The 13,346-nt window shown below is 67.2% G+C and carries 10 protein-coding genes; 4 read left to right on the top strand and 6 right to left on the bottom strand.

All coding sequences use genetic code 11. The features are described from left to right. Positions 1-27 precede the first annotated feature (27 nt). From LH407_RS10640 to LH407_RS10630, 3 genes are read right to left on the bottom strand one after another with little or no spacing between them, the layout of a single operon-like run. Complete coding sequence (locus LH407_RS10640; RefSeq protein WP_322134015.1) at positions 28-852, bottom strand: carbohydrate ABC transporter permease; 825 nt, start codon at positions 850-852, stop codon at positions 28-30. Continuing rightward, positions 845-1,768, bottom strand: a complete 924-nt coding sequence (locus tag LH407_RS10635; protein WP_322134016.1) for a carbohydrate ABC transporter permease — start codon at positions 1,766-1,768, stop codon at positions 845-847. The genes LH407_RS10640 and LH407_RS10635 overlap by 8 nt, the downstream gene beginning before the upstream one ends. Beyond that, positions 1,761-3,098 carry an ABC transporter substrate-binding protein gene (locus LH407_RS10630; protein WP_322134017.1) on the bottom strand — a complete coding sequence of 446 codons (1,338 nt, stop codon included), beginning with the start codon at positions 3,096-3,098 and terminating at the stop codon, positions 1,761-1,763. The genes LH407_RS10635 and LH407_RS10630 overlap by 8 nt, the downstream gene beginning before the upstream one ends. Positions 3,099-3,316: 218 nt before the next feature. Between LH407_RS10630 and LH407_RS10625 the strand changes: the two genes are divergently transcribed. From LH407_RS10625 to LH407_RS10615, 3 genes are read left to right on the top strand one after another with little or no spacing between them, the layout of a single operon-like run. Beyond that, positions 3,317-4,756: an LLM class flavin-dependent oxidoreductase gene (locus tag LH407_RS10625; RefSeq protein WP_322134018.1), complete on the top strand. Its 1,440-nt coding sequence runs from the start codon at positions 3,317-3,319 to the stop codon at positions 4,754-4,756. Further along, entirely contained in the window at positions 4,753-5,961 is a 1,209-nt protein-coding gene (locus LH407_RS10620) for an acyl-CoA dehydrogenase family protein (RefSeq protein WP_322134019.1), read from the top strand. Before LH407_RS10625 ends, LH407_RS10620 begins: the two co-directional genes overlap by 4 nt. Then, positions 5,961-7,157, top strand: coding sequence for an acyl-CoA dehydrogenase family protein (locus LH407_RS10615; RefSeq protein WP_322134020.1), 1,197 nt, complete (start codon positions 5,961-5,963; stop codon positions 7,155-7,157). Before LH407_RS10620 ends, LH407_RS10615 begins: the two co-directional genes overlap by 1 nt. A gap of 2 nt (positions 7,158-7,159) precedes the next feature. Here the strand turns inward: LH407_RS10615 and LH407_RS10610 are convergent, their stop codons facing one another. After that, positions 7,160-8,356, bottom strand: coding sequence for a hypothetical protein (locus LH407_RS10610; protein WP_322134021.1), 1,197 nt, complete (start codon positions 8,354-8,356; stop codon positions 7,160-7,162). Between the two features lie 50 nt (positions 8,357-8,406). Here LH407_RS10610 and LH407_RS10605 point away from each other — a divergent pair, with 50 nt between their 5' ends. After that, positions 8,407-9,960, top strand: coding sequence for a DUF2142 domain-containing protein (locus LH407_RS10605; RefSeq protein WP_322134022.1), 1,554 nt, complete (start codon positions 8,407-8,409; stop codon positions 9,958-9,960). Here the strand turns inward: LH407_RS10605 and LH407_RS10600 are convergent. Beyond that, positions 9,907-10,881: a glycosyltransferase family 2 protein gene (locus tag LH407_RS10600; protein ID WP_322134023.1), complete on the bottom strand. Its 975-nt coding sequence runs from the start codon at positions 10,879-10,881 to the stop codon at positions 9,907-9,909. The genes LH407_RS10605 and LH407_RS10600 overlap by 54 nt on opposite strands. After that, positions 10,878-13,346, bottom strand: coding sequence for a glycosyltransferase (locus tag LH407_RS10595; protein WP_322134024.1), 2,469 nt, complete (start codon positions 13,344-13,346; stop codon positions 10,878-10,880). Before LH407_RS10595 ends, LH407_RS10600 begins: the two co-directional genes overlap by 4 nt.

Raw genomic sequence — 13,346 nt, 5'->3', positions numbered from 1 at the left:
GGCACCTCACGAGCTGGTTCGCGCGGCTCAGCGCACGGCGCCCGCCGTGAGGCCGCTCACGAGCCACCGCTGGAAGAAGACCGCTGCCGCGAAGACCGGGATCACTCCGATGAAGGATGCGGCGGCGATCTTGCCGAAATGCGGAGTGCGATCCCCGTAGAAGAGCGAGAGCGCGACCGGGAAGGTCTGTGTATCGGCGCTCTGGGTCAGGAAGGTCGCAAGCAAAAACTCGTTGTAGTTGAGGATCGCGACGATGATCCCGACGGCGACGAGGCTCGGGGCGAGCAGTGGCGCGATCACCGAGACGAGAGTGCGCCACGAGCCTGCACCGTCGATTGTCGCGGCCTCCTCGAGCTCCTTCGGCAGACGACGGACAAATCCCTCGAGCAACCACACGGCAACCGGCACGTTGGCGAGCGCGTAGACGATAGCGAGCCCCGGAAGGGTGTTGTTGAGGCCCACGATACGCAGGAGGGTCAGGAGCGGAACAACCGCGACGATGGGCGGCAACAGCCACGGGCTCATGAGGGTCGCACCGAGGGTGCGACCGCCGGCGCGGAAACGCGCGATGGCCCACGCTCCCGGGAGCGCGAACACGAGGGTGAGCGCCGCGCCGCCGAGGGCGGCGAGCAGTGAATTGCCGATCGAGAGTGGGATGACCGTGCCGATGACCTCTGCCCAGTTCGACCATTTCGGCGACGAGGTCCACAGGATGCCCGAGACCGTCTCGTCGCGTCCCATGAGGGAGAGCGAAAACAGGTAGAGCAGCGGGACGAGGGTGACGACGAGGGCGATCGCCAGCACCGTGTACGACAGTGCGGAGCGGTGTCGCGCCGCGGAGCGATCAATCATGCGTGAGCCTCCTGGTGAGGACGGCGAATGGAATCGTGACGAGAGTGACGACTACCGCGAAGACGAGGGTGATGGCGGATGCCCGGCCGATGTCGAACTCCTTGAGGGCCACCTGGTAGATGACGTAGGAGGTAGTGGTCGAGGCGACCCCGGGGCCGCCGGAGGTCATGATGAACACAAGATCGAAGACCTTCAGTGCGATCACGAGCCGGATGAAGAACACGGCGGCAACCGTTCCTGCGACGGCGGGCCAGGTGATCTCGCGGAACAGTGAGAACCCATGGGCCCCGTCCAGTGACGCGGCTTCGCGCACGGCCGGGTCCTGGGTCAGGAGAGCCGCGTACACGAGGAGGGTGACGAGGGGCGTCCACTGCCAGACATCCGCCAGTCCGATGGCGGGGAGAGCCCAGAAGGTCGACGAGAGCGGGGCAATGGATGCCCCCTCGACACCGACACCGCGAAGGAGGGTGTCGAGCAGCCCGCCGCCGGGGTTGAAGACGAGCTTCCACAGTGTGCCGACGACAACCGGCGGCGTGATGAGGGGCAGCAGCAGGAGCGTGCGAACGACGGCTCCCGAGCGGGTGGCGCGTTCGAGCGCGAGGGCGATGACGACACCGAGGCCGACACTCACGACGGAGACACCGAGAGCGTACAAAACCGTTCGCACGATCGACGCCACAACGTCGCCGTCGGCGAGCACAACCTCGAGGTTCTCCGTGCCCACCCAGTTACGGAACGGCTTGCCGAGCGTTGAGTCGCTGAACGCTCCGGCGAGGATGAAGAGCAGCGGGTACGCGCCGAGCACCACGATCGCGAGGATCGTTGGCGCGACGAACAGGCGATGCGCCCGCGCCTGTCGACGCGGCTCCTGGCCGGTCGACGAGCGCGGGCGCACCCGGGTGGCGGTGTTAGCCAAGGATCTCTTCCCACTCGGCCTGGACTCGGTCGAGGGTCTCCTGGGCGGTGCCACCCTCACCCGCGATGAGCTTGGCCAGTTCATCCGTGAGGATCTGGGCCGCCTGGGACGCGTTCTCCCCCGTCGGCCAGGCGAGGCTGCCGGCGAGTGTCGCACGGTTGACCTCCTGGAGTTCGGAGTAGGTCTCGCCGTAGGCGGCGCTCTCGAGCGAGGAGACACGGTTGGGGTCGATGCCCGTCTGCGGGTCGGCGACGATGAGTTCGGAGTTGACCTCACTCGATGCGGCGAACTCGATGAAGGCCTTCGCGAGGTCGGTCTTCTCCGTGTTCGCGGAGATCACCCACGTGAAGCCCGCGACGAGGGATGCCCGGGACTCCGTGTTGTCGCCACCGACGGGGAGGGTGGTGACCCCCCACTTGCCCGCGACGGTCGAGTCGGGGTTGGTCTCCGAACCGACACCGAGGTCGGTCCAGTTCTCGATGAAACCGACCTTGCCGTCGTACCACGCGCCGTTTCCCACACCGAAGTCGGTCTCGGCCGGCGTCGGGAAGGCGTAGGGCACAGCGTCGACGAGCGCCTGGGCCGCGGCCACGGCCTCTGGGCTGTTGATTGTGGGCTTGCCGTCCTCGTCGACGAAGGAACCGCCGAAACCGGCGAGGCGGTTGGCATAGGCGGCACCGAGGATGAGCGGCGACTTCTGACCGAAGATCGCGGAACCGTAGACGCCGTTCGCACCCTCGTTCTCGGTGATGATCTTGACGTCCTCGAGGTACTCGTCCCACGTCGCGGGAGGTTCGGTGATGCCGTTCCGCTCGAGGATCTCCGTGTTGTAGAAGAGCACGTGGGTGTCGCCATCGAAGGGGAGGCCGTAGCGCTTGCCGTCAACGAGTGTGTAGGGGTCGTAGATCGACTGGATGAAGTCGTCCTCCTCCAGCGACGGGGTGGACTCGATCCACTCGGTAAGGTCCTGGATCGAACCGCCAGCTGCGAGGTCGCCGATCGAGACGTACCAGGGGGCCGCGACGTCGATCGTGTTGGCGCCGGACTGCTGGTCGAGCGCGAGGGTGGAACCGATCTCGTCGTAGGGAACGATCGTGAGGTCGACCGTGGCGCCGGTTTCGGCCTCGAAGTTCTCCTTGAGCCAGTTCGCGGCGCCCTCATGCGAGGTGATGAGGAGGGCGCTCAGGGTCTGGCCCGAGAAATCTCCGTCGGATGCGCCGTCGGTGGACGCGGGGGCGGCGCACGCGCTCAGCGCGAGGGCTGCTGCCGCGAGGGATGCGACGCCCGCGACGATTCGTCGGCGGGGACGCACGTGTGACGTGGTACTCATGGGGTGCTCCTTGGGCTGAGTGCTGTGGTCGGGATTCCGTCACAGTAGGAGTGGAGTGCCCCACGGCTCACATCGCGTGTCGTCGCGCGACTCGGTGTTACGTGTTGTGGCCGTTGTGTTACGCACCGCGTCATCGCGTTACGACACGTCACGGGTGATCGTTCGCGCGAGGCTAGCGTGCCGCGAGTACTGTTTCGCAACCCCGAGGAGCCCGCGCCATGACCCGGCGAATCATCGTCAACGCTTTCGACATGAGCTGCGTGACCCATCAGGCACCCGGCCTGTGGCGCCACCCGGACAACCATGCCCACCGCTACACGGATTTGTCGTACTGGACGGAGCTTGCCCGACTTCTCGAGCGCGGAACCTTCGACGCCATCTTCATCGCGGACGTGCTGGGTGTCTACGACGTCTACCGCGACTCGGTTGCGCCGGCACTCGTCGACGCGGCGCAGGTGCCACTCGGCGACCCCGTCATCCCGATCTCGGCCATGGCCGCAGCGACGGAACATCTCGGCTTCGGCGTGACCGTCGCCTCGACCTACGAGCAGCCCTACCAGCTCGCCCGGCGCTTCTCGACCCTCGACCACCTCACGCAGGGTCGCATCGGCTGGAACGTTGTGACCTCCTACCTCGACTCCGCCGCGCGCAACCTCGGCTTCGACAAGCAGCTGGGCCACGATGACCGTTACGAGGTCGCCGAGGACTTCCTTGACGCGAGCTACAAGCTGTGGGAGGGGTCATGGGAAGACGGCGCGGTCATCCGCGACCGCGAACGCGGGGTGTTCACGGACCCTGCGAAGGTTCACCCCATCGGCCACGAGGGCGCGTTCTACCGTGTGCCGGGCATCCACCTCGCCGAACCCAGCCCTCAGCGCACACCCGTGATCTTCCAGGCGGGCGCCTCCCCCCGCGGTCGCGAATTCGCGGCGCGGCACGGCGAGGCGATCTTCATCAACGGACTGCGGCCGGAGATCACACGCAAGGTCACCGACGACATCCGCAACCGAGCGGAGGCGCTCGGACGCCCGCGCGATTCGGTCAAGATCCTCACACTCGCGACCGTCATCGTCGCCCCCACCGACGAGGAGGCCGAGGCCAAGTACGCCGAATACCGCGAACACGTAAGCCTTGAGGGTGCGCTCGCCCTCTACGGCGGATGGTCCGGCCTCGACCTCTCGGAGTTCGACCCCGACGTGCCGCTCAAGTACGTGGACACGGATGCCGCGCGCTCGGCGCTCTCGATCTTCACCACCGCCGACCCCGAACGGGAATGGACCCCGCGCGACATCGCGCACTACGTCGGCATCGGCGGCATCGGTGCGGTCATCGTCGGTAGCCCCACAACCGTCGCAGATGAACTCGAACGCTGGATCGACGTCGGCGGAATCGACGGATTCAACCTCGCATACGTGGTCACACCCGGCACGTTCGAAGACTTCGTGGAACTCGCGGTTCCCGAACTGCGCCGCCGCGGACGTATGGCCGAGGAGTACCCGGATGGCACACTCCGCGGTCGACTTCGTGGTGACGGGTCGCCGGTCATCCCCGAATGGCACCCCGCGCACGCCTACCGCGGCGCTTTCGCGGACGGCCCGAGCGCCCTCGACGGCCAGCGTCCGTCCACGATCGACGAGAAGGAGAACACGGCATCATGACCCGGCGAAGCTACTGGAGCGGCACGGCGTCCGCGAGCGAACTCCAGCACTGGCGTGCGGTCGCTGAGGATGTCGCCGCAAACCTCGCGGTCGATGCTCTCGAGCGCGACCGTCGCAACGAGGATCCGAGCGCCGAACTCGACCTGCTCCGGCAGAGCGGGCTTGTCGATCTCCTCCACCCCGCCGAGTTCGGTGGCGGCGGCGGCCATTGGGAATCGGCCCTCGTGGCCGTACGGATTCTGTCGAGGGCGGATGCCTCTGTCGCTCAGGTTCTCGCCTACCACTACATCAACTCCTCCAACATCGGCTTCGCGGCCGACCCGGACGTGCAAGCCGACTGGTACCGCAGAACCGTCGAGGGCCACTGGGTGTGGGGGGATTCGGTCAACCCCGTCGACCCCGACCTCGTGCTCACGGCGGACGGGGACGGCTACCGGCTGAACGGCCTCAAACGTTTCTCGACCGGGGCATCCGCGGGGGACGTTGTGCTCGCGGCGGCGCTCGTCCAGGGCGGCGAGCGCGACGGGCAGGTGGTGTTCGCCGTTCTCGACCACGATCGCTCGGGTATCACCTATCTGGGCGATTGGGACGCGCTCGGGCAGCGCCTGTCGGCGAGTGGATCGGTTCGCTTCTCGGGTGTCCCGGTCGCCGAGGCGGACATCCTCGGCACCCTCAGCGACGACCCGTTCGCGAATCTCATCACGCCGGGCATTCAGCTGGCCTTCGGCAACATCTACCTAGGCGTCGCCGAGGGAGCACTAGCACGAGGTCTCGAACTGACCCGTGCGCGCAAGAACGCGTGGTTCCTCTCCCCCGCCGAGACCTACCGGGACGACCCGTTCATTCAGCGGGTTGTTGGCGAGTTCTCGTCGCAGCTCGCTGCGGTCGAAGCGCTCGCGGACAAGACGAACCGCGGGTTCGACGAGGTCGTCGCGCTCGGTTCTGCGACCACGGCCGCCGATCGTGGTGCGATAGAAATCGCGGTGGCGAAACTCAAGGTCGTCTCCACGGAGGTCGGCATCGAGGTCGCGAATCGCATCTTCGAGATCACCGGCTCGAGCTCGGCGAAGAGCGAGATCGGACTCGACCTGTTCTGGCGCAACATCCGTACCCATTCGCTGCACGACCCCGTCGACTACAAAAAGCTCGAAGTGGGCGCCTGGGAACTCAACGGGCAGCTTCAGCCGATCTCCCTCTACACCTGATGAGTGCCCTCGAGAGCGCCCGCGAGCGCCTGCAGCCCGTGTTCGAACGCATCGGGGCGACGTCGCTCGAGCGCGAACAGTCGAGAACTCTGCCGACGGAGGCGGTGCGTGACCTACGCGACGCCGGGTTCGGGCGCCTTCGCATCCCCGTCGAGTTCGGCGGCGACGGGCTGTCCTGGCCTGACTTCGCCGAACTTCTCATCGAGCTCGCCGCGCTCGACTCCAACCTTCCGCAGATCTTCCGCGGGCACATCGCCTACGTCGAGGACCTCATCGCCGCCGCTCCAGGCCCGCGACGCGAGCGGTGGCTCCGTCGCCTCGCGGCAGGCGACCTCGTGGGAAACGCGTGGAGCGAAGTGGGCTCTGGCGCGATCGGCGCGAGCGGAACGGTGGTCAGTGAGGCCGGCGATGGCTCCCTGCGAGTGGACGGCCGCAAGTTCTACACCACCGGCAGCATCTTCGCGGACTGGATCGACGCGACCGCGACGAAGGACGGCACGGATGTCACCGTTCTCATCCCGCGCCACCAGGAGGGGGTGACCGTGCTCGACGACTGGGACGGCTTCGGTCAGCCGCTGACCGGAACGGGCACCGCGATCTTCGAGAGTGCCGAAGTGTCGGCCGAGGATGTCGCGCCCTTCGCCGACCGATTCCGCTACCAAACCGCTGTTTACCAGCTGGTGCTCGTGAGTGTGCTCGCGGGAATCGCGGCCGCCGTCGAGCGTGATGTCGCGGAGCAGATCAGGGCTCGCACCCGCGTGTACAGCCACGGAACGGCGGCTCGCACCCACGAGGACCCGCAGATCCTGCAGATCGTCGGTGAACTCTCTGCCGTCGCGGCCGTGGCGCGGGCATCCGTGCTCGAGGTCGCCAGAGCGGTGGAGCGAGCAGCGGCACTCGCCGACGATCGCGACTCCGCCGACGCGATCGACGCCGTCGTCGAGGCCGAGTTCGCCTCCGCCCAGTCGCAGGTTGTGCTGACCGATCTTGTGCCACGCGCCGCGACCCGCCTCTTCGACACACTGGGGGCTTCCGCCATCAGCGGGTCTAAGTCGCTCGACCGGCACTGGCGCAACGCACGTGCCGTCGCCTCACACAATCCGTGGATCTTCAAGGCGCGTCAGCTGGGCGATCGCGCGGTGACGGGTGCCGTCCCGGACTTCATTTGGGCCGTGGGGGTGGCGGCACCGAAGTAGCGTCAGCGGCGCAGGGCGAGCCCGCTGAGGTGCACGGCGAGGCCAGCGGCGGGCCCGGCGATGAGTGCGGTGATCGCGAGGGGTTCGAGGTCGAGCGGAAGCAACAGCGCGACGATGGTCACGAGAGCGCCAGTGACCCAGCCCGCCGTGTACAGGTGATGGCGGTTTCTGGCTAGCACGGCCGCGCCGGTCACACTGAGCGACCCGACGAGGGCGGACGAGGCAACAAGCACGGCGATAAAACCGGCCCCGGGCACGGGTTCACCGGGGAAGAGCCACCCGAACACGAGCGGCCCGAGCAGCCACCCCAGTGCGGCGAGGACGAGACCAGCGCCCGCGAGCCCCGCGAGGATGAGCAGCAGACGGCGGGATGCCCGCTCCGGGGCATCCCGGAACTGCACGAGCAGGTACCCCTGGAGGGCCTGCACTACCACGATGAGCGGCGCACGCACGAGGGTGGCCGCGAGGATGATCATGCCGACGAGGGACGCTGGCTCTCCGTCCGAGGCGAGGCCGAACAGCAACGGAAACCCGCTGACCATGGCCCCCGTTGCGGCGGCCGCCGTGACCGTGCGACCGACGTTCCACGTGAGCTGCCGGTAGCCGACATCCAGTGTCGCCTTCCCCGCCACACGCGACCGCACGAACGGCCACACGAGGAGGATCGACAGGGGGAACGGCACAACGACCGCCCACGCGATGGCGACGATGTCGTGGGTGACGGCGAGCGCGATCGCGACGGCGATGACCCTCAGGAGCGCGTCGAGCAGGAGGAGACCTGCGGCCGATCTCCACTCGCTGAGTCCAAAAAGGGTGCCGCCGAGTACAGCAACGACGGCGTAACTCGCCGCGCCGGCGGCGAGCGGGAGCACGAGGCCCCAACCGTAGTCGGCGAACACGGCACCGACCCAGAGCGGTGAGGTGGCGAGCACCGCCGCGAAGGTGACGACCGCGACGAGAAGCCCGAACGTGCGCGCAGGATTCGGGGCATCAGTGTCCACACGCCGAGTGCCGCGAGTGACCTCCTGCTGCACCCCGAAGAGGGTGCCGACGAGGAGGTAAAGCGCTGCCCAGAAGACGGCGAACGTCGTGTACTCGGCAAACCCGATGACGCGGGGCACAAGCCAGGTCACGAAGTAGGAGACGACACCCGCGATCGCCGTGGCCACGAGGATGACCGTGAGTCCGGACTTGGGCATAGTGACCACCCTAGAGCGACTGACAGCACTCGCCGCGTACTATCGAAGCCATGCCCGCACGCCGTTCCACCCCGCGCGCGTGGGTTGTCTTCCTGGTCGGATGGCTGCTCTTCTCGTCGCTGTCGGCGCTGTGGTCGCTCGCCACTCCTTTCGGGGCGTCCCCCGACGAACCCGCTCACCTCATCAAGGCGGCATCGACGGTGCGTGGCGCCTTCAACAACGCGGATGCTGGCGCCGGGAGCTTCGTCGAAGTCCCCCAGTACCTGGCGTGGACACACGCACAGACGTGTACGGCGTTCAACGCCGAAGTCACCGCCGCGTGTGTGCTCGAGCCCCCCGGTGACGATTTCGCCACCGTGGAGGCGACCACAACGGCTGGCCGCTATAACCCCACCTACTACCTCGCCGTCGGGGTACCGAGCCTCGTGGCCCAGGACGGCGGTGGGATCTACGCGATGCGCATCCTGAGCGGGATGATCACGAGCGTCTTTCTCGCGCTGACCCTGGTTGTGCTCACGAGCTGGCGATCGCGTGTTGTGCCCATGATCGGGTTCGCGACGGCACTGACCCCGATGGTCTTTTTCCTGTCGGGCTCGGTCAATCCGAACTCGCTCGAAGTCGCGGCGACTCTCGCTGCGTTCGCCGCCGTGGCCGCCGTCATCCTGAAGCCGGACCCTGGGCTGCTGGCGGGGAGGGCAACCATCATCGCTATCGCGGGTGTTGTCGCCGCAAACACGCGAGCGATTTCCCCGATCTGGGTGGCGATTGCGGTGCTCGTGCCGTTCATCTTCGTCTCGCGAGAACAGTTCGCTCGCCTCGTCAGGACTCGCGCCGTCATCGTGTCGGCTGCGGTCGTCGCGGTCGGCGCGATTGCCGCGCTCCTCTGGCTCCGCCTCACCAACACGGTCTCCACCGCATCGGAGGCGGGCGGTGAGGCGCAGGAGGTGCCGTACGCCGGTGAGTCGCCCGTTGTGGGTTTCGGACTCATGATTGTGCGCTTCGCACAGCACTTGCGCGAGATGATCGGCGTTTTCGGCTGGTTGGATACGGCGGCCCCCAGCGAGGTGTACGCGCTGTGGGGCCTGCTCATCGGCAGCCTCGTCGTGTGGGCCGTTGTGCTGCTGCGCGGTCGTGCGCTGGTCTTCGCCCTCACGGTTGTGGTGCTCGTGCCGGTCGTTCCGGCCCTCATCCAGGCAGCGTTCATCACGTCTGGCGGCTGGATCTGGCAGGGACGCTACGCCCTCCCCGTGTTTGTTATCGCCGCCGTCGGGCTGGGAATCGTTCTCGCTGACCGGCTCCGCCTGAGCTCACGATCGATGACGATTCTCGTGACACTCGTCGCGGCGCTCTGGGGCGTGTGCCACGTGCTCGCCTACACGGCGGGCATCCAGCGCTACAGCGTGGGGGCCAGCGGCTCCTGGTTCGCCATGTTCGCCGAGCCGCAGTGGCAGCCGCCCGGTGGCATCGTTCTGACGCTCGCGGCCTTCACCGCTGTCACAGCCGTGGCGGCTGTGCTCGGGGCACGGCTGTCCCTCGCCGGTAACGGCGAGCTAGGCGCCGTGGAGCAGGTCCCGGAGGATGTCGAGCCCACCCTGGCTCGATAGCTCACGGTACGACTTCCGCTGCGCGAGCACCGGGCCCAGTCGCGCGAGACGCCGCCGGGGGTACCGAGCACGGCTCTGCTCGAACTCGAGCTTGGCCCGCACGAGAGTGAGCGCGTCGGCGGGGGCATCCAGCGCCTGCAGTTTTTCCAGGAGCGCTTCCGTACGGGCGGCAAGCCACTCGTAGCGATCGCCGCGGGGCTCGAGCATCCGGCGCACGAGGTGTGCCGGTGTCGGCTTGGCGACCCCGATCTGATTGCCGCCGTGCTGGCGATAGTCGATGAGGGCGCGCTCGTCGAGGCGGGCACCGCCGAAGGCCGCCGCGATCATCGCGAGCCATTCGTCGTGAATCCACCCGGCGCCCACGGGCAGCGCACGCTCGGCGAGCTCACGGCGGAAAACGACGGTCGCCCCCGTGGCGAGATTGCGACGGAGATACACGGGCAGCGCGTTGCCCGCCACGAGCGACGATCGCTCGGAGGCTGACGCGCGCAACCAGTCCAGCAGACGCTGACCGAGCGGCGCACCCGCGCCGTCGACAAGCACCGCGTCGTGGTGCACCAACGTCAGCGTCTCGTCCGAGACGAATCGCCCGATCAGGGCGGCGAGGCGACCCTCGTGCCAGCGGTCGTCCTGATCGGAGAGGGCGACGAGATCACCGGATGCCGCGGCGATGGCCCGCGCGAAGTTGCCGGCAACACCGAGCGACGCCCCAACGGACTCGAGCACCTTCAGGCGCACCCCCGGATGCTCGGCCGCGACCCTGCGCACGATCGCGACTGTGTCATCCGTCGACCCGTCGTCGGCGACAACGATCTCGGCTGGCGGTGGATCCTGCTCGAGGATGCTGCGCACCTGCTCGTCGACGAACCGGCCGCCGTTGTAGGTCGCGAGTGCAACACTCACGACGGGTGCCGCGCTCACGACCCGAGCCCGAGCCTCGATCGCACCTTGCGCAACGCCACCTTCACACCTCCGTGACGGAGGTGGAAAAGCGTCTGCCGCACGTTGTGGGCAAGCCCCGACCTGCGACGTGTGGTCGAGCGGGGCCTGCTTGCGCGCGGGTCTCCCGTCCAGTCGGCGGCATGATGCGGGTCGGCGACGAAGTCGACGAGCGGCTTCAGCACGACATCCCAGCGGTACCGCTCGCGGACACGCGCGATGTTCTCGCGGGCGGCCGCCGCGAAGGCACCGTCGAAGAGCACGGTTTCGAGTGCGTCGGCGAGGGCATCCGGGTCTTCCGCCGGCACCACGATGCCGAGGCCCTCAGCACGAATGAGGTCGGCGAAGTGGTCGCCGTCGGTAACAACCATGGGGAGCCCCGCCCACAGGTAGTCGAGGATTCGCGTGCGGAACGAGAACGTGGTCTCGACGTGCGAGAAGTGGGTGCTGACGCCCGCATCGGCCTCGAGAAGGTAGTTCTGCCGATCGGCGTAGTCCACCCACGAATCGTTGAAGAAGACGGCGGTGTCGGCGACACCGAGTTCCGCGGCGAGCGCGCGCGACTCCGAGACGACCCGCATTTCGGGCACATCCGGGTGGGGGTGTTTTGTGCCCTGGAAGAACAGTCGCACTCCCCCGCGTCGGGCATCAACGGTGGCGACGGCACGGATGAGGGTCGCGGGGTCGAACCAGTTGTAGAGCCCGCCGCTCCACAGGAGCACCTTGTCGTCGCGCCCGAACCCGGGTCGAACCCCTTTAAGGACGTCGCGTTCGTGGACGGGTTCTTCGGCGGGTATACCGAAAGGCACCACCGAGAGGAACCCGTCGAAGTCGGGGTCGCCGTCGTACGTGGTCGGTGTGATGCGACCGAGCGCCGCGAGCTGACCGAGGTAGAAGTGCTTCTGACGCTCCGAGGCGGCCATGAAGAAGTCGCCGCGGGCCAGTTGCTCGTTGAGCACCTCGGTGGCGCCCTCCACGTTCGCGTGCCACGTCGCGGAACCGAGCTCCCGCCCCTGCTCGAGCTGCTCGAGGTGCATGGGGTCGTAGATGTCGACGACGATGACCTTCTGGGAGCGACGGAGCGACTCGAACACCGACATGGCCGAGCCCTGGAAGACGATGACGTCGGCCCAGGCCTCGAGTTTGGAGAAGTCGCGATCGTTGCCGGATGCCACGTGCTGCAGCCGGAAGGGGGCATCCGGTGCCCCGTCAACCCCCGAGAGGCTCACGAGCACAACGTCTCCGACCCGCGAGAGTGCCGCCGCCATGTTCCACGCGCGGATGGCGGGTCCGGCGATCTTCGCCCCGATGGGGTCGCCCGTAACAACAACGACCTTGGTGGTGAGCTTCGGCGAGGCGACATCGAACGCGATACTCAGGGCGTCGTAACCCGCGAGGTAGTCGGGCTCGTGAATGATCGGCGCATCGAACTGGCCGAAGAGGCTCCAGATCGCACGTTCCGAGACAACGCGAGTGCGCTGGATCTCGTCGCGCGAGACCGTGAGCCCGGGTAGTTCCGCGACAAACTGGTCGATGGCGTACACGGCGGCCACCGTTTGGGTTGGGAACTCCATGGTTGGCTCGTCGCTGCCGCCCTTGCGCAGGTCGAACGACGTGGAATCGAGCTCGCCCCTCGTGACCCCACGGCGAATCGAGAGGCCCATGGCGGCGGGCAGCAGGTCGTCGAGCGCTGCCTTGCCCGCATTTTTGTAGAGCGTGAAGAGCGCGTTGCGCTCGAGCAGGTAGGTCTCCTTGTGCGAGCCGAACTTGCTCATCGATGCGTGGTGTTTATGGAACGCGAGGGACTCCGGCTCGTACACAAAGCGGTAGCCAGCGAGGTTCAGTCGCCAGCCGAGGTCGACGTCCTCGAAGAACATGAAGTAGCGCTCGTCAAATCCCCCGAGTTCCTCGAAAACCGAGCGGCGAACGAACATGGCTGACCCGGTACCGAAGAGAACGTCGCGAGTGTGATCCGGAGTGCTGGGAACGGGCTCTGCCGTGTAGGGCTTGTAACCCATGCCGTACCAGGTCATGGCGGAGCCGATGTAGTCGACGAGCTCGCCGTCCCAATCGAGGACACGGCTGGCGACAGCCCCGACCTTTTCGGATTCCTCGAAGCGTGCGACTGCCGCCGCGATCCACCGCGGGTCCGGCTTCGCGTCATTGTTGAGCAGAGCGATGTACTCGCCGGAGGATGCCGCGACACCCTGGTTGCAGCCGCCTGCGAAGCCGTTGTTCTCCGTCGAAACGAGCAGAGTGACGTGTGGGGCTGCGGCGGCGATGCGCTCGGCGCTGTCATCACCCGAACCGTTTTCGACAACAACGATCTCGAGCCGGTCGGACGGCCAGTCGAGCTCCCCGAGCCGCGTGATGGCCTCGAGGGTGTCATCCGTCCCACGGAAGTTGACGAGCACGACGGACACGACGCCGGGTTTCACGGTGGGCAT

This window comes from Antiquaquibacter oligotrophicus (assembly GCF_020535405.1).
In the GTDB taxonomy this organism is placed as follows: Bacteria; Actinomycetota; Actinomycetes; order Actinomycetales; family Microbacteriaceae; genus Rhodoglobus; species Rhodoglobus oligotrophicus.
The sequence above is the reverse complement of the archived record's forward strand: the minus strand, read 5'-3'. Positions and strand labels throughout refer to the sequence as shown.

Excerpts from the sequence above, each read along its gene's own strand:
- LH407_RS10640 (WP_322134015.1), bottom strand. The coding sequence starts at position 852 with ATGATTGATCGCTCCGCGGCGCGACACCGCTCCGCACTGTCGTACACG.
- LH407_RS10630 (WP_322134017.1), bottom strand. The coding sequence starts at position 3,098 with ATGAGTACCACGTCACACGTGCGTCCCCGCCGACGAATCGTCGCGGGC.
- LH407_RS10625 (WP_322134018.1), top strand. The coding sequence starts at position 3,317 with ATGACCCGGCGAATCATCGTCAACGCTTTCGACATGAGCTGCGTGACC.
- LH407_RS10620 (WP_322134019.1), top strand. The coding sequence starts at position 4,753 with ATGACCCGGCGAAGCTACTGGAGCGGCACGGCGTCCGCGAGCGAACTC.
- LH407_RS10615 (WP_322134020.1), top strand. The coding sequence starts at position 5,961 with ATGAGTGCCCTCGAGAGCGCCCGCGAGCGCCTGCAGCCCGTGTTCGAA.
- LH407_RS10610 (WP_322134021.1), bottom strand. The coding sequence starts at position 8,356 with ATGCCCAAGTCCGGACTCACGGTCATCCTCGTGGCCACGGCGATCGCG.
- LH407_RS10605 (WP_322134022.1), top strand. The coding sequence starts at position 8,407 with ATGCCCGCACGCCGTTCCACCCCGCGCGCGTGGGTTGTCTTCCTGGTC.
- LH407_RS10595 (WP_322134024.1), bottom strand. The coding sequence starts at position 13,346 with ATGCCCACCGTGAAACCCGGCGTCGTGTCCGTCGTGCTCGTCAACTTC.